Source organism: Serpentinimonas sp. SMBJO2, from assembly GCF_056341105.1.
The window spans coordinates 2,107,458-2,124,776 of record NZ_CP150628.1 but is presented as its reverse complement, the minus strand read 5'-3'; the positions used below and the strand labels follow the sequence as shown (position 1 = coordinate 2,124,776).

General features: G+C 62.5%; 12 protein-coding genes. 11 read left to right on the top strand and 1 reads right to left on the bottom strand.

All coding sequences use genetic code 11. The features are described 5' to 3' along the window. Nucleotides 1–45: 45 nt before the first annotated feature. The gene (locus AAAZ40_RS09870) at nucleotides 46–417 is read left to right on the top strand and encodes a hypothetical protein (protein ID WP_476660206.1); all 372 of its coding nucleotides are present in this window, start codon (nucleotides 46–48) and stop codon (nucleotides 415–417) included. 76 nt (nucleotides 418–493) lie between these two features. Here the strand turns inward: AAAZ40_RS09870 and fabI are convergent, their stop codons facing one another. Next, complete coding sequence (gene fabI, locus AAAZ40_RS09865) at nucleotides 494–1,318, bottom strand: enoyl-ACP reductase FabI (protein ID WP_476660205.1); 825 nt, start codon at nucleotides 1,316–1,318, stop codon at nucleotides 494–496. Between the two features lie 38 nt (nucleotides 1,319–1,356). Here fabI and AAAZ40_RS09860 point away from each other — a divergent pair, with 38 nt between their 5' ends. From AAAZ40_RS09860 to AAAZ40_RS09815, 10 genes are all read left to right on the top strand, one after another. Further along, nucleotides 1,357–3,426, top strand: coding sequence for an extracellular solute-binding protein (locus AAAZ40_RS09860; protein ID WP_476660204.1), 2,070 nt, complete (start codon nucleotides 1,357–1,359; stop codon nucleotides 3,424–3,426). A 9-nt stretch (nucleotides 3,427–3,435) separates the two neighbouring features. After that, entirely contained in the window at nucleotides 3,436–6,828 is a 3,393-nt protein-coding gene (locus tag AAAZ40_RS09855) for a helicase-related protein (protein ID WP_476660203.1), read from the top strand. 2 nt (nucleotides 6,829–6,830) lie between these two features. Continuing rightward, on the top strand, nucleotides 6,831–10,304 hold the full coding sequence (locus AAAZ40_RS09850; protein ID WP_476660202.1) for an Eco57I restriction-modification methylase domain-containing protein: 3,474 nt from the start codon (nucleotides 6,831–6,833) through the stop codon (nucleotides 10,302–10,304). Continuing rightward, the gene (locus AAAZ40_RS09845) at nucleotides 10,301–11,446 is read left to right on the top strand and encodes an AAA family ATPase (protein WP_476660201.1); all 1,146 of its coding nucleotides are present in this window, start codon (nucleotides 10,301–10,303) and stop codon (nucleotides 11,444–11,446) included. The genes AAAZ40_RS09850 and AAAZ40_RS09845 overlap by 4 nt, the downstream gene beginning before the upstream one ends. Beyond that, nucleotides 11,443–12,048, top strand: coding sequence for a DUF4276 family protein (locus AAAZ40_RS09840; protein ID WP_476660200.1), 606 nt, complete (start codon nucleotides 11,443–11,445; stop codon nucleotides 12,046–12,048). The genes AAAZ40_RS09845 and AAAZ40_RS09840 overlap by 4 nt, the downstream gene beginning before the upstream one ends. A 414-nt stretch (nucleotides 12,049–12,462) precedes the next feature. After that, nucleotides 12,463–12,777, top strand: a complete 315-nt coding sequence (locus tag AAAZ40_RS09835) for a toxin-antitoxin system TumE family protein (RefSeq protein WP_476660199.1) — start codon at nucleotides 12,463–12,465, stop codon at nucleotides 12,775–12,777. Between the two features lie 47 nt (nucleotides 12,778–12,824). Next, nucleotides 12,825–13,175, top strand: coding sequence for an HVO_A0114 family putative DNA-binding protein (locus AAAZ40_RS09830; RefSeq protein WP_476660198.1), 351 nt, complete (start codon nucleotides 12,825–12,827; stop codon nucleotides 13,173–13,175). 157 nt (nucleotides 13,176–13,332) lie between these two features. Next, nucleotides 13,333–14,367, top strand: coding sequence for a microcin C ABC transporter permease YejB (locus AAAZ40_RS09825; protein WP_476660197.1), 1,035 nt, complete (start codon nucleotides 13,333–13,335; stop codon nucleotides 14,365–14,367). Further along, nucleotides 14,351–15,433 carry an ABC transporter permease gene (locus tag AAAZ40_RS09820; protein WP_476660196.1) on the top strand — a complete coding sequence of 361 codons (1,083 nt, stop codon included), beginning with the start codon at nucleotides 14,351–14,353 and terminating at the stop codon, nucleotides 15,431–15,433. The genes AAAZ40_RS09825 and AAAZ40_RS09820 overlap by 17 nt, the downstream gene beginning before the upstream one ends. Nucleotides 15,434–15,447: 14 nt before the next feature. After that, entirely contained in the window at nucleotides 15,448–17,193 is a 1,746-nt protein-coding gene (locus AAAZ40_RS09815; RefSeq protein WP_476660195.1) for an ABC transporter ATP-binding protein, read from the top strand. The last annotated feature ends 126 nt before the right edge of the window (nucleotides 17,194–17,319 follow it).

Below are 17,319 nucleotides of genomic sequence, written 5' to 3'. Positions count from 1 at the left end.
GTCGGTGCTCGATGCGGCCAACCCCCCCTTTTTTTGGAGAATGAGATGCAAAAACGCCATGCGATCGCGGCCCTGCTGGGCCTGTCGATGATCGGGATCAATGCCCACGCCCATGGCGCGCCCAAGCCGCAGCACGGCGGCGTGGTGCAGGTGGCGGCCGATCTGGGCTTTGAGCTCGTCGGGCGCGGCGCGCAGGCGCAGATTTTTGTCGATGACCACGGCAAGCCGTTCAACGTCAGCCAGATGACGGGCCAGCTCACGGTGCTGCAAGGCGCCACGCGCACCCAGGCCGCCCTGAGCCCAGCCGGGCCCAACATGCTGCAAGCCAATGTGCAACTGGCAGCCGGCGCACGCGCCGTGGCGACCCTGAATCGGCCGAATCAGCCGGCGATCACGGTGCGCTTCGTGCTGCCCTGAAGCGCGCTCAGCCCTTCAGCCCGCCGCCTGGCGCCCAGGCGTGCTCCATGCGCGCTTGGGCCGTTGGCTTGGCTACTTACTTGTCGCCGTTGCCGTTCACCGCTTCGCTGTCGCGGCTCAGGCCCGCGGTCTGGTTGAAGCCGGCGTCGACGTAGGTGATTTCGGCCGTCACACCGGCGGCCAGGTCGCTGAGCAGGAAGGCGGCGACGTTGCCTACGTCGTCGATGGTGACGTTGCGGCGCAGCGGCGCGGCGCTGGCGGCAATGCCGAGCAGTTTGGAAAAGTCCTTGATGCCGCTGGCGGCCAGGGTCTTGATCGGGCCGGCGCTGATGCCGTTGACGCGCACGCTGCGCCCGTCGGGCAAGCGCCCCACGGCTTCGGCCAGGTAACGCACGCTGGCTTCCAGGCTGGCCTTGGCCAGGCCCATGGTGTTGTAGTGCGGCACGGTGCGCAGGGCACCGAGGTAGCTCAGCGTCAGCAGGGCGGAGCGGTCGTTCAGGTAGGGCAGGGCGGCCTTGGCCAGCGCCGGGAAGCTGTAGGCGCTGATGTCGTGCGCCACGCGAAAGGCCTCGCGGCTCAGGCCGTCGAGCAGGTTGCCGGCGATGGCTTCGCGCGGGGCAAAGCCGATGCTGTGCACGAAGCCGTCGAAGCGCGGCCAGTGTTGGCTCAGGTCGGCAAACAGGCGCTCGATTTGCGCGTCGTCGCCCACGTCGCAGTCGAACACCAGGCTGGAGCCGAACTCGGCCGCAAATTCGGTGATGCGCTCCTTGAAGCGCTCCCCAACGTAGCTGAACGCCAGCTCGGCCCCCTGGGCGTGGCAGGCGCGCGCAATGCCGTAGGCAATCGAGCGGTTCGACAGCAAACCCGTGATCAACAACTTTTTACCGACCAAAAAACCCATGGGTGTAAACTCCTGTAAATGTCGGGCAGAATTGTCGCATGAGCCCGTTGCCCTTGTGTCTGCCATTGCGCGCGTGCGCCGCCTGCCACCAGGGCTGGGGGCGCGCGTCTGCAGGCCGCTGGGCCTTGCGGCTGGCGCTGGCTGATCGGGCGCGGTTCGCTTTGCGCGTGTACGCCTTGCCGTCTCAAACCCTGCTGGCGCTTTTGGCCTTGCTTCTGGCCCTGACGCTGTGGCTGGCCGCCGCGCCCGCTGCGGCGGCCAACACGCGCGCCCACGGCGGGCAGGCGGCGCAGGCAGTGTTGCAGCCCCATGCAGCCAGCCATGCCTGGGCGCAGTTTGGCGACGTCGCCCTGCCGCCTGGCTTTGCCCACTTCCCCTACGTGAACCCGAACGCGCCGCGCGGCGGCTCGATCACGCTGGTCTCACCCACGCGCATCACCACCTTCGACAAGTTCAACCCTTTCACGCTCAAGGGCACGGCACCGCCGGGCATGGGGCTGCTGATGTTCGAGTCGCTGCTCACCCCGACGCTGAACGAGCCCACCACCGCTTACGGCTTGCTGGCCGAGTCGGTGCAGGTGGCGGCCGACGGGCGCTCGGCCACCTTCCGCTTGCGGCCGCAAGCGCGCTTTCACGACGGCTCCCCGGTGCTGGCCGAAGACGTGCGCCACTCCTTCGAAACCCTGACCAGCCCTCAGGCAGCGCCGCAGTTGCGCAGTTTCTTTCGCGAAATCAGCGCCGTGCGCGTGCTCGGCGAGCGCCTGGTGCGTTTCGAGTTCGCGCGCGCCAACGCCGAACTGCCGCTCATCGCCGGCTCCATCCCCATCTTCAGCCGCGCCTGGGGGCTGGAAAACGGCCAGCGCATCCCGTTCGATCAAGTCATCCTGCAGCACCCCATCGCTTCCGGGCCGTACCGCATCGCGCGTGTCAACTTCGGGCGCGACATCACCTACGAGCGCGACCCGAACTGGTGGGCGGCCGACTTGAACGTGCGCCGCGGCATGTTCAACTTCGACCGCATCACCTACACCCTTTACCGCGACCCGACGGCGCAGGTGCAGGCCTTCAAGGCCGGGGAGTTCGATTATTTGCAGTCTTTCATCTCGCGCGAGTGGGCGCGCACCCTGATCGGCCCGCCGTTCGACCGCGGCGAGCTGATCAAGCGCGAGCTCGAGCACCACAACGCCGGCGACTTTCAAGGTTTTCTGATCAACACCCGGCGAGCCCACCTGCAAGACGCGCGCGTGCGCGAAGCCCTCACGCTGGCGATGGACTTCGAGTGGATGAACCGGCAGTTGTTCTTTCGCTCCTTCGAGCGCGTGCGCGGCTTCTTTGTCGGCAGCGACTTCGAGGCCCAAGGCCTGCCGCCGCCCGACGAGCTGGCGCTGCTCGAGCCGCTGCGCGCGCAACTGCCTGCTGCGGTTTTCGCGCAGCCGGTGCCGCTGCCGCCGGTGATGCGGCTCGAACTCGACTCTGGCCAGACCCTGCGCGACCGCCTGCGCCGGGCACGCGACTTGCTGGCCGAAGCCGGCTGGCGCTACCGCAACGGTGCGCTGCGCAACGCCCAGGGCGAGCCGTTCGTGATCGAGTTCCTCGACAGCGGCGGCGGTATGGGCCGGGTGGTGACGCCGCTGCAAAACAACCTGCGCCGCCTTGGCATCCGGGCCGAGTACCGGGTGGTGGACTTTGCCCTGCTGCAGCGCCGCCTCGACGCCTTCGACTTCGACCTCACCAGCGTGCGCTGGCTCGGCAGCCAAGCCCCCGGGGCCGAGCTGCTGGACCGCTTTGGCTCGGCGGCGGCGCGCACCCCGGGCGCGGGCAACCTGATCGGCGTGCAAGACCCGGCGGTGGACGCCTTGCTCGAACACGCGCTGGCGGCGCGCACCCGGCCCGAACTGAGCGCCGCGCTGCGCGCGCTGGACCGCGTGCTGCGCCACCAGCACCTGGTGATTCCGCATTGGTACTCGAACCGGCACCGCATCGCCTGGCGCGCCGGCCGCTTCGAGCAACCCGTCACGCTGCCGCGCTACTTCCAGGCCGAAAGCTGGGTGCTGGCTACCTGGTGGGCCAGCGCCGAAAACCGGGCGCAGGCGCAGCGGGGCCGGTAGGGGGAAGTGATGCCAAGAATTTTCGACAACATAGAAAAAACATTGCTACCTGCTCTGCAGGAAACGCTCAAGGTGGCCGAAAGGGCTGACTTTTGTGTCGGCTACTTCAACCTGCGCGGCTGGCGGCACTTGGCCGGTCACGTTGACCGGTGGGCGGGCGGAGCAGGCCAATGCTGCCGCTTGTTGGTGGGTATGCATGTCACCCCCAGCGATGAACTTCGGCAAGCCCTGCGAACGCGCGACGGTGACGATGGGCTCGATAATCAGACCGCGCTGCGCGAGAAACGACGCATTGCGGAGGAATTTCGCCAGCAATTGACTTTTGGCTCACCAAGCAATGAAGACGAAGCCGCACTGCAACAACTTTCGCTGCAGATTCGTACCCAGAAGCTGGTCGTCAAAGTCTATCTGCGCCACCCGCTGCACGCCAAGTTGTACCTGCTGCACCGGCAAGATGTCAACAACCCGGTCACCGGTTTTCTGGGTAGCTCCAACCTTACGCTGGCTGGCCTTGCCAAGCAGGGGGAATTGAACGTCGACGTGCTGGAGCACGATGCCTGCAACAAGCTGGTGCTTTGGTTTGAAGATCGCTGGCGCGACCGCTGGTGCATCGACATCTCGAAAGAGCTGGCCGACATCATCGACGAAAGCTGGGCCGGCGAGCGGCTGGTGCCGCCTTACCACGTCTACCTCAAAATGGCCTTTCACTTGGCCCAGGAGGCTCGCGCCGGCTTGTCCGAGTTTCGCATCCCAGCCATTTTTGGTGCCACGCTGTTCGACTTTCAAGTTGCTGCGGTCAAGATTGCTGCGCACCATCTGAACAAGCGCGGCGGCGTCTTGATCGGCGACGTAGTGGGTTTGGGCAAGTCGATGATGGCCACCGCACTGGCCAAGGTATTCGAGGACGATTACCACACCGAAACCCTCATCATCTGCCCCAGGAACTTGGTGTCGATGTGGGAAGACTACGCCCACCGCTATCGCTTGCACGCCAAGGTGTTGCCGCTGTCCAAGGTGCTGACCGAACTGCCGGAGAAAACCCGGCGTTACCGCTTGCTGCTCATTGATGAATCACACAACCTGCGCAACAAGGAGAGCAGGCGCTGGAAAGTCATCCGCGAATACATCGAGCGCAACGAAAGCCTGACCGTGCTGCTGTCGGCCACACCCTACAACAAGACCTACCTTGACCTTTCTGCGCAACTGGCTTTGTTTTTGAATCAAGATGCAGACATCGGCATCCGCCCGGAAAAGCTGCTGGCCGAGTTGGGTGGCGAGCACGAATTTGTCCGTCGCCATCAATGCGGCGTACACTCGCTGGCTGCCTTCGAGAAAAGCGACATTCCCGACGACTGGCGCGACCTCATGCGTCTGTACATGGTGCGCCGCACGCGCGGCTTCATCATGCAGCACTACACGCGTGTTGACGCGCGCGGCAAATACCTGCGGTTCGCGGATGGCCGCAAATCCTACTTTCCCAAGCGTCTGCCCAAGAACCTGAGCTTCACGATAGACGACGCGAACCCTTCCGACCCCTACGCAAGCCTGTACAGCGAGCCGGTGCTGCAAGCGGTGAATGCGCTCATTCTGCCACGCTACGGATTGGGCAACTACATCACCCCCTTGCCGAAGACGCCACCGACGGCGCAGCAAGCGAAAATCATCGAGGGGCTTTCGCGTGCCGGTACGCGCCTGATGGGCTTTTGCCGCACCAATCTGTTCAAACGCCTGGAAAGTGCCGGCCCGGCGTTCATTTTATCCATCGAGCGCCATATTTTGCGCAACCTCATCGTGTTGCATGCCATCGAGAACGGCCTGGATATACCCCTGGGCACGCAGGGCGCAGAACTGCTGGATACACGCAACTTCGACGAAGACCCCGACAGCTTGCTGGCGCAAGACAACGAAGACGATGAGTCAACAGACCCCACAAGCAGCATTGGTTTTCGCAACGAGGCCGACTACCGCGCGCACGCCGCCCAAGCCTACCAAGCCTACAGCAGTGCGCTGAAAAGCCGCTTCAAATGGCTCCCGGCTGCGTTGTTCATCGCCGAGTTGGCGCAAGACCTGCGTTCCGATGCGCTATCCTTGCTGGCGCTGTTGCGCAGGTGCGGCGAGTGGAGGGCCGAAGCCGACACCAAACTGGCAGCGCTGGTCGACCTCATCACGCAGCGCCACCCGAAGGAAAAATTGCTCGTCTTCACCCAGTTTGCCGACAGCGCCCGCTACCTCTATGCACAATTGGCTGCGCGGGGCATTGAACAAGTGGCGCAAGCCACCGGGCAGATCACAGACCCGACTTCTTTGGTCTGGCGTTTTTCACCGCAATCGAACGGCAAGCGCGAGCAGATCAAAGAAGCTGACGAACTTCGGGTGCTGATTGCCACCGATGTCCTCTCAGAAGGCCAGAACCTGCAAGACGCGCACATCATAGTCAACTACGATCTGCCTTGGGCCATTATCCGCCTGATTCAGCGTGCCGGTCGTGTTGACCGTATTGGCCAGCAGGCCGACGCCATCCTGTGCTACTCCTTTGTGCCTGCCGACGGCGTGGAGCGGCTCATCAAACTGCGCGCTCGGGTCAAGCAAAGGTTGATCGAAAATGCCGAGGTGGTAGGCTCTGACGAAAGCTTCTTCGATGACGACACCGAAACGCAACTGATTCGCGATCTTTACACCGAAAAGAACGGCATCCTCGACGACGACGGCGACTACGAGGTTGACTTGGCTTCCTACGCCTATCAAATATGGAAAAATGCCACGGAAGCTGACCCCGCACTGGCCGCCAAGATCGAGGCCATGCCCAATGTGGTGTATGCCACCAAGGCCTACGCGCCACACCCGGCAGCGCCACGAGGCGCTCTGATTTATATGCGCAGCGCGAATGGCAACGACGCACTGGCCTGGATGGACGAGACCGGTAGGCCGGTCACGCAATCGCAGCTCACCATACTCAAGGCAGCCGCCTGCGCGGCAGATACCCCGGCTCTGCCACGCACCGAGCAGCACCACGCGCTTACCCAAAAAGGGCTGGAGCATATCGCGCAAGAAGAAAAGTCATTTGGCGGTGCCCTGGGTCGCCCCACGGGTGCGCGCTTCAAGGCCTTCGAGCGCCTCAAACGTTACCGCGCAGGGCTGGGCGAGGGCAGCGCGCAGCGGCGCGATATGTTCATCACCGACGAATACGTGCGCCGCATCGACCGGGTGCTGGAGGAAATCTACCGCTACCCTCTGTACCAGTCGGCCAGCGACACGCTGAAGCGCCAATTGAAATCCGGCATCGACGACCACCAGCTCGCCGAACTGGCCTTGGCCTTGCGTGAAGACGGGCGCTTGTGTCTTGTGGATGAGCTTGAGCAAGAACGTGAACCACGGCTCATTTGCTCGATGGGGCTGGCTTGATTATGGACAATTTACAAATCTCGCGCTTACGTGAATGTATCCAGGCTTTTGATTTCAAAAACCTGTTTATCAACGAACTGGGCTGGTCGCAGGCAAAGAGTGCAAAAACCATTGCACTGACTGCTGCCAGCGGCCAAGCGTCTACTGCCTGGCAGGCAACGCCGATTGCCGAATTGTCCGGGATTGTGGTTTTTCTGGTTGCCGCTGCTGGCAACTGCCCGGGTCTGCCTGATCGGGCAACGCGCGCAGATATTCATGCCCGCTTATCTGAAATTGCCCACGAAAACCTGATTATCTTTATCGACCAGGTGCGGGAGCCGAGACAGAGTTTGTGGTTGTGGGTCAAGCGCGATGGTACCAAGCGATACCCGCGCGAGCATATTTACGTCAAGGGGCAGCCAGGCGATTTGTTTGTATCGAAAATCTCGGGCATTGTCGTTGATATCAGCGAATTCGACGAACGCGGACAGTTCCCGCTGGCGCAGCTTGCCGCTCGAATGAAAGCGGCGCTCGATGTTGAGCGTGTAACGAAGAAATTTTTTCATGAATTCGAAACCGCGCACCTCGATTTTCTTGAACGCATTCAAGGTATACCGGCAGAGCGCGACCGGCGCTGGTATGCCTCAGTGCTGCTGCACCGCCTGATGTTCATCTGGTTTCTGCAAAGAAAGCACTTTCTCGATGGGGGAAATGTAAATTACCTGATCGACAAGCTCGCCCACACCCGGCAACAGGGCAGCAACCGCTATTACGATGACTTTCTGAAGCCGTTGTTTTTCGAGGGCTTTGCCAAGCCGAAGCACGAGCGCACAGCGCAAGCGTGCAACTTGCTCGGTGAAATCAAGTACCTCAACGGCGGCTTGTTCCTGCCGCACCGCATCGAACAAGATTACCCCGGCATACAGGTTGATGATCAGGCCTTCGAGAACCTGTACCAACTGTTTGGGCGTTATTCGTGGAACCTCGACGACAGCCCGGGCGGCAAGGACGACGAGATCAACCCGGACGTGCTGGGATACATCTTCGAGAAATACATCAACCAAAAGGCATTCGGTGCCTACTACACGCGCCCGGAAATCACCGAGTACTTGTGTGAACACACCATTTATGCCTTGATCTTGCAAAAGATCAACCAGCCCGCGCTACCTGAACTCAATCTGCCCGCGCGCCAGTTCGACAGCGTGCCCGACCTGCTGGTGAAGCTCGACGCTGAATTGTGCCGGGATTTGCTGTTCAAGGTGCTGCCCACACTGACCCTGCTTGATCCAGCCTGCGGTTCGGGTGCGTTTTTGGTGGCGGCCATGAAAACGCTCATCAACCTGTATGCTGCCATCGTTGGGCGTATCAAGTTCCTGAACGACCCGGTGCTCACGGCCTGGCTCAAGCAAACCGAAGCCGAGCATACGAGCATACACTATTACATCAAGAAGAGCATCATCACCGACAACCTGTACGGTGTTGACATCATGGAGGAAGCGACCGAGATTGCCAAGCTGCGCCTGTTTCTGACCCTGGTGGCGTCTGCCCGGTCGGTGGACGATCTGGAGCCGCTACCGAACATCGACTTCAACATACTGGTCGGCAACTCGCTGGTCGGTTTGACGCACGTGAACCCCGAGGATTATGAAAAAGGCCAGACGCAAGACTTGTTTCGGCAAAGCTACCAGCAGATATTGGAAGAGAAAAACCGCCTGATCGACCAATACCGCCACGGAGCAGAGGTTTACGGCGAAGACCTGCGCTTGTTGCGCGACAGCATCGACGAGCGCAAGCGCGAAGCGCAAGCGCGCCTGAACGATCTGCTGCTGCTGGAGTTCGTACAATGTGGCATCAAGTTCGAGCAGGCCACCTGGGATGCCGCCAAGAAAAAGCCAGGCAAAGCGGTCAAGCGCGCGCTCAAAATTGCAGACATCGAAGCCCTGCACCCATTGCACTGGGGCTATGAGTTCGACCAGATCATCCAGCAGCGCGGAGGCTTCGACGCCATCCTCACCAACCCGCCCTGGGAAGTTCTCAAGCCGCAGGCCAAGGAGTTTTTCGCCGAACACTCCGATTTGGTCACGAAAAACAAGATGTCCATCAAGGACTTTGAGAAGGAGCAAGCCAAACTGCTGCGCGCGCCAGAAGTCCGCAGCGCCTGGCTGGAGTACCTTTCCCGCTTTCCGCACCTTTCTGCATGGTTTCGCGCTGCTCCACAATTCAAGCACCAGTCAGCCATGGTGGGCGGCAAGAAGACCGGCAGCGACATCAACCTCTACAAGCTGTTTACCGAACAGTGCTTCAGGCTGCTGCGCGCGGGTGGCAAGTGCGGCATCGTCATACCCTCTGGCATCTACACCGACCTCGGCGCCAAGGGCTTGCGGGACATGCTGTTCGACCATAACCAGATTACCGGTTTGTTCTGTTTCGAGAACCGCAAGGAAATTTTTGAAGGTGTTCACCGCAGTTTTAAATTCGTCGTTTTGACCTTCGAGAAAGGCGGCAACACCCTGCGCTTTCCGGCTGCTTTCATGCGCCACGATGTGGCCGAGTTGGCGGGTTTCCCGCGCGAACTGGGCCTGCCCTTGGCGGTAGACCTCGTTCGTCGGCTGTCGCCCGACTCCGCTTCGGTGATGGAGTTCAAGTGCGAAACGGACATTCGCATTGCTGAAAAGATGCTCAAGTTCCCCTTGCTGGGTGCAGCCATTGCAGGAACCTGGAACCTGCGCCTGAGCCATGAGTTTCACATGACCAACGACAGCCACTTGTTCAAGAGCGTGCCGGGGGCAGGGCGGCTGCCCTTGTTCGAGGGCAAGATGATCTGGCAGTTCCAGGCGGATTATGATAATCCGCGCTATTGGGTGGATGAGGCGCAAGGGCGCTTGGCAGTTTTGGGGCGGCGCCAGGATGATGGGCAGGCAATGGACTACCAAACCTACCGGCTAGGGTTTCGCGACATTGCTGCAAACACGAACGAACGCACGATGGTCGCAGCCATGATTCCTCCCGCCTTTCATGGCAACAAGCTGCCGACCGTCAAGGTTTTTGATGACACTGGAAATCGAGCAATTGACAGTCCAACCCTGTTATTCATTTGCGCCATCTGGAACAGCTTCATTCTTGACTGGATGCTGCGCCAAAAAGTAAGCACCACGCTGAATTTCTTTTACATCTACCAGTTGCCTGTGCCTCGTTATGGTCCGAATCATGCCCAATTTGCTCCCATTGTTGACCGCTCAGCACGCCTTACTTGCACCTCGCCCGATTTCGAGGGTCTTGCCCAAGAGCTGGGCTTGAGCCCGCAATTTTGCGGCGTGACCGCGCCCGCAGAGCGCGCTCGTTTGCGCGCCGAACTCGATGGCCTTATCGCCCACCTCTATGGTTTGAGCGAAGCAGAGTTCGCGCATGTGCTGTCCACTTTTCCGCTGGTCGCTGAACCGGTTAAAATCGCTGCACTCAACGCCTACCGCGATGCTGCCCAAGGCATAATCTCATGACCAAGCCCGCCCAAGCGCTGCTGCACCGTTTGCGCGTGCGCAATTTCAAGGCTATCACCGACAGTCGGGTGCTCAAGCTCGGCGCGCTTACCGTATTCATCGGCCACAACGGCGCGGGCAAATCCAGCCTGATCGAAGCGCTGGAAACCTGGCAGGCCATCGTTCGCAACGGTCTGGATGTGGCCATGCAACGCTGGTTTGGCATCGAACATGCGCGCCACAAGGGCCAGCAGGCCAAGCTGCGTTTGGGCGCTCCCCTCAACCCTATCGCTTTTGAACTTGCGCTGGGCACTGCGCCGCACAAGGCTATCCGGTTAAGCCTGGTGGTGAACAGCGACCCTGCCGCCAACCAGATGTTCATCGCCGATGAGCAGATCACCTTCCCCGACAAGACCTCCATGGAGCGCGACCTGCTGGGGGCTGGGCAGACCTACGGCAAGGGCCGCTCAATACTGAGCGCGCCTGATGCTGAATTGGCAGAAGTTGCTGACCATATTCGAGATTGGCAATTCCTCAGCCTGGTGCCGGATCGCATGGGCTTGCCTGTCCCCCAGCAACGCACCGTTGGCGGTGTACGCTTGGCGCGCGACGGCTCGAATGTGGCCGACTTTCTGCTCGACCTGCGGCGGCAGAGCCAGCAAGCATTCGACGGCATCGTGGAAACCATGGCCTACGTGCTACCCTACGCCAAGGACATACAGCCCGCTCTCACATCTTCCGAAATCGAGCGCAAAGCGTGGCTGCAATTGACCGAAGCGGACTATAAAGTACCGGGCTGGATGCTCTCCAGTGGCACGCTGCGTCTGTTGGCCTTGCTGGCCCTGTTGCGCCACCCCAAGCCGCCGCCGCTGATCGTGGTGGAAGAAATTGAAAACGGCCTCGACCCGCGCAGCATTCATCTGATGGTGGAAGAAATCCGCAACGCGGTACTCAACGGTACGACCCAGGTGCTGCTGAGCACCCACTCGCCCTACCTGCTCGACCTGCTGACCCTGGAGCATCTGGTTATGGTGGAGCGCGACGCGAACGGAGAACCCGTTTTCCGCCGCCCCGCTGACGACAAGGCACTGGCGCAATGGGCTCAGGATTTTGCCCCCGGCAAGCTCTACACCATGGGCAACCTGACGAGATGCCGCCCATGAAAATCGGCTTCATCTTTGAGTGCGGCCCGGAGGGCGCTGACAAACAGGTGTGCGAATATCTTGCGCGTGCGATACGTCCTGGAATCACGCCCGTATCGCGCACGCTGGACAACAAGCCCAGGCTGTTTCAGGACTGTGGTCTGGTGGCTGCCAAACTGCTGCAAGAAGGGTGTGAGCGGGTGTTGATCGTCTGGGACTTGCGCCCGGCCTGGCCCGACAAGCAGCGCAAGCCCTGTCGCAAGCTTGAGCGCGAGGCTATTCTTGCGGCGGTTGAGCAAGCGAAAATTGCTGGTTTGCCAGTATTTCTCGTGTGCATTGAACAGGAGCTGGAAAGCTGGCTCCTTGCCGACGAGGCCAAGCTGTCTGTCTACCTCTCAACCCAGTCGCACCGTTACGCGCCCAAGCGGGTGCGCAGGCCGGATCACATAGTCAACCCGAAGGCGGTGATGATGAACCATTTCAGAACAGCGCGCGGTTGGCTGTACGAGGATCGCACGCACGCAGTCAAAATCTTGCAGTCTGGCGTTCTCGACTTGCGCAAACTGCGGCGCTCGCCTACTTTTTCGCGCTTTGAAGCCAAGCTGCTGGCGGCTATTGCTTGACGGGCTGATTTTGTCCGGCCAGCGAAACCGGTACTTCTTTATCCCTGGCGCTGGATAATGGGCTTGAGGAAGCAAAATAGTCAAAATAAATCATGGAGTTGGCGATTTTCTTATTATCCTGCAGCCCGTTCCCGCCGCCTTGCCGACTCGCTGCACCCGGCGCGTCGGCGCTGCAGTCGCCGTGCGCACGGTAGGCGCTGCTGTGCTAAGCCGCCACACGAACCGGTTCCACTAGGTTGCGGGCTGTTCCATCCAAGAAGTGCCGCTTGCTCAAAAAGTGTGTAGCTTGACCTGCTGTGCAGGGCTCTGAGGGCTGCATGACCGTGCCGCTTGTCCTTGCAGGAGAGGGCAGGATGAGGGCACGGATTCGGGGTTGAGACTGGCGCATGGTATCAGTAGATGATATAGTTCGGCATGAAGCGCGATGCCGCCATCGATACCCTGCTTGATCTGAACGGGTCCATCCTCGACCAGGGAAACGGCTATTGGATCAAGCTGGAGGCGTGGCGCGTCGAGGCATCCGACCAGATTCCGCACGGCATCCGCTATGCGCTGACGCTGCATGAACCGTATGGCAAGCGCATCCTGGGTTACGACAACGCCCATGCCGTCAAGCCGCCCAAGAAGTTCAAGTACGCCGGACGCATCTTGGCGTTCGACCACAAGCACCGGCACGCATCGGACAAGGGCGTGCCCTACGAGTTCAAGGATGCCCAGCAGTTGCTGTAAGATTTTTTCGCAGACGTAGATCGCGTCCTGTTGGAGGTAAGCAAGCCATGAAATCCATCGTCATCGGCATCATGCCCCAAGACCAGATTCGCCAGCGCGTGCTGGCCATTGCGCGCGGTGACTACAAGCCCAAGCCGAGTGAGCCAAAGATCTGGTTCACCTCGATGAAGTCCTTGGCCGAGGTGTTGAGCGACGACAACCGCGCCTTGCTGCGCATCATCGCCGCGACCGAACCCGAATCGATCTCGGCCTTGGCCCAAACCACCGGCCGCAAGCCGGGCAATCTGTCGCGCACGCTCAAGACCATGTCCAACTACGGCATCGTCGATCTCAAGCGCGAGCGCAACCTCGTGCGCCCCGTCGCCAAGGCCACCGAGTTCCGGATTGTGGCGGCGTAGTGTTTAGACTGAAATGCGCCCCCGCAGCGCCAATTTTTCCCGCAAGCGCACGAGCGGCATGGGCCACACACGAGGCCACGCGCATGGCAGGCCGCTGTGCTAAGCTGCGGCACGAAGTCGCTCCCCCAGGGCGCAGGCCACGCACCTTGTTTTGACCATGTGGAGCTACATCCTCAAGCGCTTGCTGCTCATGATCCCGACCCTGTTCGGGATTTTGCTGCTCACCTTCGTTATCATCCAGTTCGTGCCCGGCGGGCCGGTGGAGCAGATGGTGGCGCAGATGCAGGGGCGCGAGCTCGGTGGCGAGGTCGGCGCGGGTGGCGGCGCGGGGCTGGGCGGGCGCCAGGGGCTGGACGAGGCGCAACTGGCGCAAATCCGCGCCCTGTACGGCTTCGACTTGCCGGCACACGAGCGCTTCATCCAGATGGTGGGGCAGTTTCTGCGCTTCGACCTTGGGCAGAGCTTTTTTCATCACCGTTCGGTCTGGGAGCTGATCGTCGAGCGCTTGCCGGTGTCGATCAGCCTGGGGCTGTGGACCTTCCTGATCAGCTACGCGGTTTCGATTCCGCTCGGCATCGCCAAGGCGGTGCGCGCCGGCAGCCGTTTTGACACCGTCACCAGCATCGTCGTGCTGGTCGGTTTTGCCATACCCGGCTTTGTGCTGGGCGTGGCGCTGCTGGTGATTTTTGGCGGCCAGTTGCAATGGTTTCCGCTGCGCGGCCTGACCTCGGCCAATTGGCACGAGCTCAGCCTGGGGGCGCAGATCGTCGATTACCTCTGGCACATCACCCTGCCGGTGACGGCCAGCGTGGTGGGCGCCTTTGCCATCACGACCATGCTGACCAAGAACGCGCTGCTGGAGGAAATTCGCAAACAATACGTGCTCACCGCGCGCGCCAAGGGCCTGAGCGAGCGCCGTGTGCTATACAAGCACGTGTTTCGCAACGCGCTCATTCCCATCGTCACCGCCTTCCCGGCCGCCTTCGTGGGCGCCTTTTTTGCCAGCGCGCTGCTGATCGAAACCCTGTTCTCGCTCGAAGGGCTGGGGCTGCTGGGCTTCGAGAGCGTGCTGCGGCGCGATTTTCCGGTCGTCATGGGCACGTTGTACCTGTTTGCGCTGATTGCGCTGGTCACGCGCCTGATCAGCGACTTGTGCTATGTGTGGGTAGACCCGCGTGTCCGTTTTGATTGAAGCCCCCGCAGCAGCCCCTGCTGCTGCCACCGCCTTGCCGCCGGCGGTGAGCCCTGGGCGGCTGGCGTGGTGCCGCTTTCGCCGCCACAAGCTGGGCTTTTACAGCCTGATCCTGTTTTTGCTGCTGTTCGTGCTCAGCCTGGGCGCGGAGCTGATCGCCAACGACAAGCCGCTGCTGGCGCGCTACGAGGGGCGGCTGCACGCGCCCTTGCTGCACAACCCGCCCGAGACCGCCTTTGGCGGCGACTTTGAAACCCCGACCGACTTTCACGACCCCTTCATCCAGCGCCAGTTCGAGCAGCCCGGCAACTGGGCCATCTTCCCGCCGATCCGCTTTCACCACAGCTCGATCAACTACTTCGCACCCGAGCCGCACCCCTCGGCGCCGAGTGCGAGCAACTGGCTCGGCACCGACGACCGCGGGCGCGACGTGGCGGCGCGGCTGCTGTACGGCTTTCGGCTCTCGGTGCTGTTTGCGCTTGCGCTCACGGCGGTGGGCGTGCTGCTGGGTGTGCTGGCTGGTGCCATCCAGGGCTACTACGGCGGGCGCGTGGACTTGGTCGGGCAGCGTTTCATCGAGGTCTGGGGCTCGATGCCGGAGCTGTATTTGCTGATCATCTTTTCGGCCCTGTTCGAGCCCGGCTTGCTGCTGCTGCTGGTGCTGCTGAGCCTGTTTGGCTGGATGGGCCTGAGCGACTACGTGCGCGCCGAGTTCTTGCGCAATCGCCAGCTCGACTACGTGCGCGCCGCGCGCGCGCTGGGCTTGAGCGACTGGCAGATCATGCGCCGCCACATCTTGCCCAACAGCCTGACGCCGGTGGTCACGTTCCTGCCCTTTCGCATGAGCGCGGCCATTCTGGCGCTGACCGCGCTCGACTTCCTGGGCCTCGGGGTGCCGCCGGGCACGCCCTCGCTGGGCGAGTTGCTGGCGCAGGGCAAGAACAACCTCGATGCGTGGTGGATTTCGCTCTCCACCTTCGCGGTGCTGGTCATCACGCTGCTGCTGCTGACCTTCATGGGCGACGGTCTGCGCGACGCGCTCGACCCGCGCAAGGCGCAGCGCTGATCCGAGACACCCAAATGCAGCCCCAGCCCCAGCCCGCCATCCCCTTGCGCAAGCCCGAGGCGCAGCCTACCGAGCCGACCGGCCCGGACGCGTTGCTGCGCGTGCGCGACTTGCGCGTGGCCTTTGGCGGTGTCGAGGTGGTGCATGGCATGGCTTTTGCGCTGCACGCGGGCGAAAAGCTGGCGCTGGTGGGCGAGTCGGGCTCGGGCAAAACCGTCTCGGCGCTGAGCCTGCTGCGCCTGTTGCCCGAAGCGCAGGTGAGCGGCAGCGCCGTGCTGCACGGGCGCGACTTGCTCACCTTGAGCGAGCGTGAGCTGCGCGGCGTGCGCGGCGACGAGGTGGCTTGCATCTTTCAGGAGCCGATGACGGCGCTGAATCCGCTCTACACCATAGGCAACCAGATCGCCGAAATCCTGACCCTGAAAAAGGGCCTGAGCGAGCGCGCCGCGAGCGCGCGCGTGCTCGAGCTGCTCGATGCAACCGGCATGCCCGAACCCGCGCGCCGCGCCGCCGCCTACCCGCACCAGCTCAGCGGCGGGCAGCGCCAGCGCGCCATGATCGCCATGGCCATGGCGAGCGAGCCGCAGTTGCTGATTGCCGACGAACCGACCACCGCGCTCGACGCCAGCCTGCGCCTGCAGATGCTGGAGCTGCTGGGCGCGCTGCAGCAGCGCTGTGGCATGGCGCTGCTGCTGATCACGCACGACCTGCACCTGGTGCGCCAGTTCGCCGACCGCGTGCTGGTACTGGAGCGCGGCCATCTGGTAGAGCAGGCCAGCAGCAGCGCCTTGTTCGCGCAGCCGCAACACCCCTACACCCAGCGCCTGCTCAACAGCCGGGCGCAGCGCAGCGCGCAGCTCGACGCCGAGGCCCAAGAAAGTGCAGCGGTGCTGGAGGGGCCAGGGGCTGGCCCCGCACCGGTGCTGCAGGCGCGCGCGCTCAGCGTGGCCTACGAGGTGCCGCGCCCGGGGCTGGCGGGTTGGTTCAAGCGTGGCCGCTTCGAGGCCGTGCGCGCCGTCGACTGCGTGCTCGCCCCTGGGCGCACCCTGGGCGTGCTGGGCGAGTCGGGTTCGGGCAAATCGACCCTGGCGCTGGCGGCGCTGGGCCTGCAGCCGCATTCGGGCCAGTTGCAGATTCTGGGCCAGAGCTGGCCGCAAGGGCGCCGTGGCCGCAGCGCGCCGACCGTGCGTGCGCTGCGCCAGCGCGTGCAAGTGGTGTTCCAGGACCCGTTCTCCAGCCTGTCGCCGCGCCTGAACGTGGAGCAGATCGTGGGCGAGGGCCTGAGCATCCACGCGCCGCAGCTCGACGCCGCGCAGCGCCGCGCGCGCGTGCTGCAGGCGCTGCGCGAAGTGGCGCTGCTGCCCGAGGCACCGCAAGCCGAGCTGCAGCGCTGGTTGCAGCGCTACCCGCACGAGTTTTCCGGTGGCCAGCGCCAGCGCATCGCGATCGCGCGCGCGCTCATCCTGCAGCCGCGCTTGCTGGTGCTCGACGAGCCGACTTCGGCGCTGGACGTCACCGTGCAGCAGCAGGTGCTGGAGCTGCTGCTGCGCCTGCAGCGCCAGCACGGCCTGAGCTATTTGCTCATCACGCACGACCTGGACGTGATCTGGGCCCTGGCGCACGAGGTGCTGGTGCTGCAACAGGGCCGCGTGGTGGAAAGCGGGCCCGCCGCGCAGGTGCTGCGGGCGCCGCAACACCCCTACACGCAAAACCTGCTGCGCGCTTGCGCGCCCTTGCTGCCGGCCAGCGCCGCCTCATGAGGTGCGATGCCAAGCGCGGTGCCGTCAAAATCGGCCAGCGCTTGGGGCAAATTGGGGCTTTCAGGCCATTGCGGGCCGCATTCTTGGCTATCATTCGCTGTCATGCGTTACCGTTTTTTGATCAGC

Excerpts from the sequence above, each read along its gene's own strand:
- AAAZ40_RS09860 (WP_476660204.1), top strand. The coding sequence starts at position 1,357 with ATGAGCCCGTTGCCCTTGTGTCTGCCATTGCGCGCGTGCGCCGCCTGC.
- AAAZ40_RS09815 (WP_476660195.1), top strand. The coding sequence starts at position 15,448 with ATGCAGCCCCAGCCCCAGCCCGCCATCCCCTTGCGCAAGCCCGAGGCG.
- AAAZ40_RS09855 (WP_476660203.1), top strand. The coding sequence starts at position 3,436 with ATGCCAAGAATTTTCGACAACATAGAAAAAACATTGCTACCTGCTCTG.
- AAAZ40_RS09825 (WP_476660197.1), top strand. The coding sequence starts at position 13,333 with ATGTGGAGCTACATCCTCAAGCGCTTGCTGCTCATGATCCCGACCCTG.
- AAAZ40_RS09840 (WP_476660200.1), top strand. The coding sequence starts at position 11,443 with ATGAAAATCGGCTTCATCTTTGAGTGCGGCCCGGAGGGCGCTGACAAA.
- AAAZ40_RS09845 (WP_476660201.1), top strand. The coding sequence starts at position 10,301 with ATGACCAAGCCCGCCCAAGCGCTGCTGCACCGTTTGCGCGTGCGCAAT.
- AAAZ40_RS09870 (WP_476660206.1), top strand. The coding sequence starts at position 46 with ATGCAAAAACGCCATGCGATCGCGGCCCTGCTGGGCCTGTCGATGATC.
- fabI (WP_476660205.1), bottom strand. The coding sequence starts at position 1,318 with ATGGGTTTTTTGGTCGGTAAAAAGTTGTTGATCACGGGTTTGCTGTCG.
- AAAZ40_RS09850 (WP_476660202.1), top strand. The coding sequence starts at position 6,831 with ATGGACAATTTACAAATCTCGCGCTTACGTGAATGTATCCAGGCTTTT.
- AAAZ40_RS09835 (WP_476660199.1), top strand. The coding sequence starts at position 12,463 with ATGAAGCGCGATGCCGCCATCGATACCCTGCTTGATCTGAACGGGTCC.
- AAAZ40_RS09830 (WP_476660198.1), top strand. The coding sequence starts at position 12,825 with ATGAAATCCATCGTCATCGGCATCATGCCCCAAGACCAGATTCGCCAG.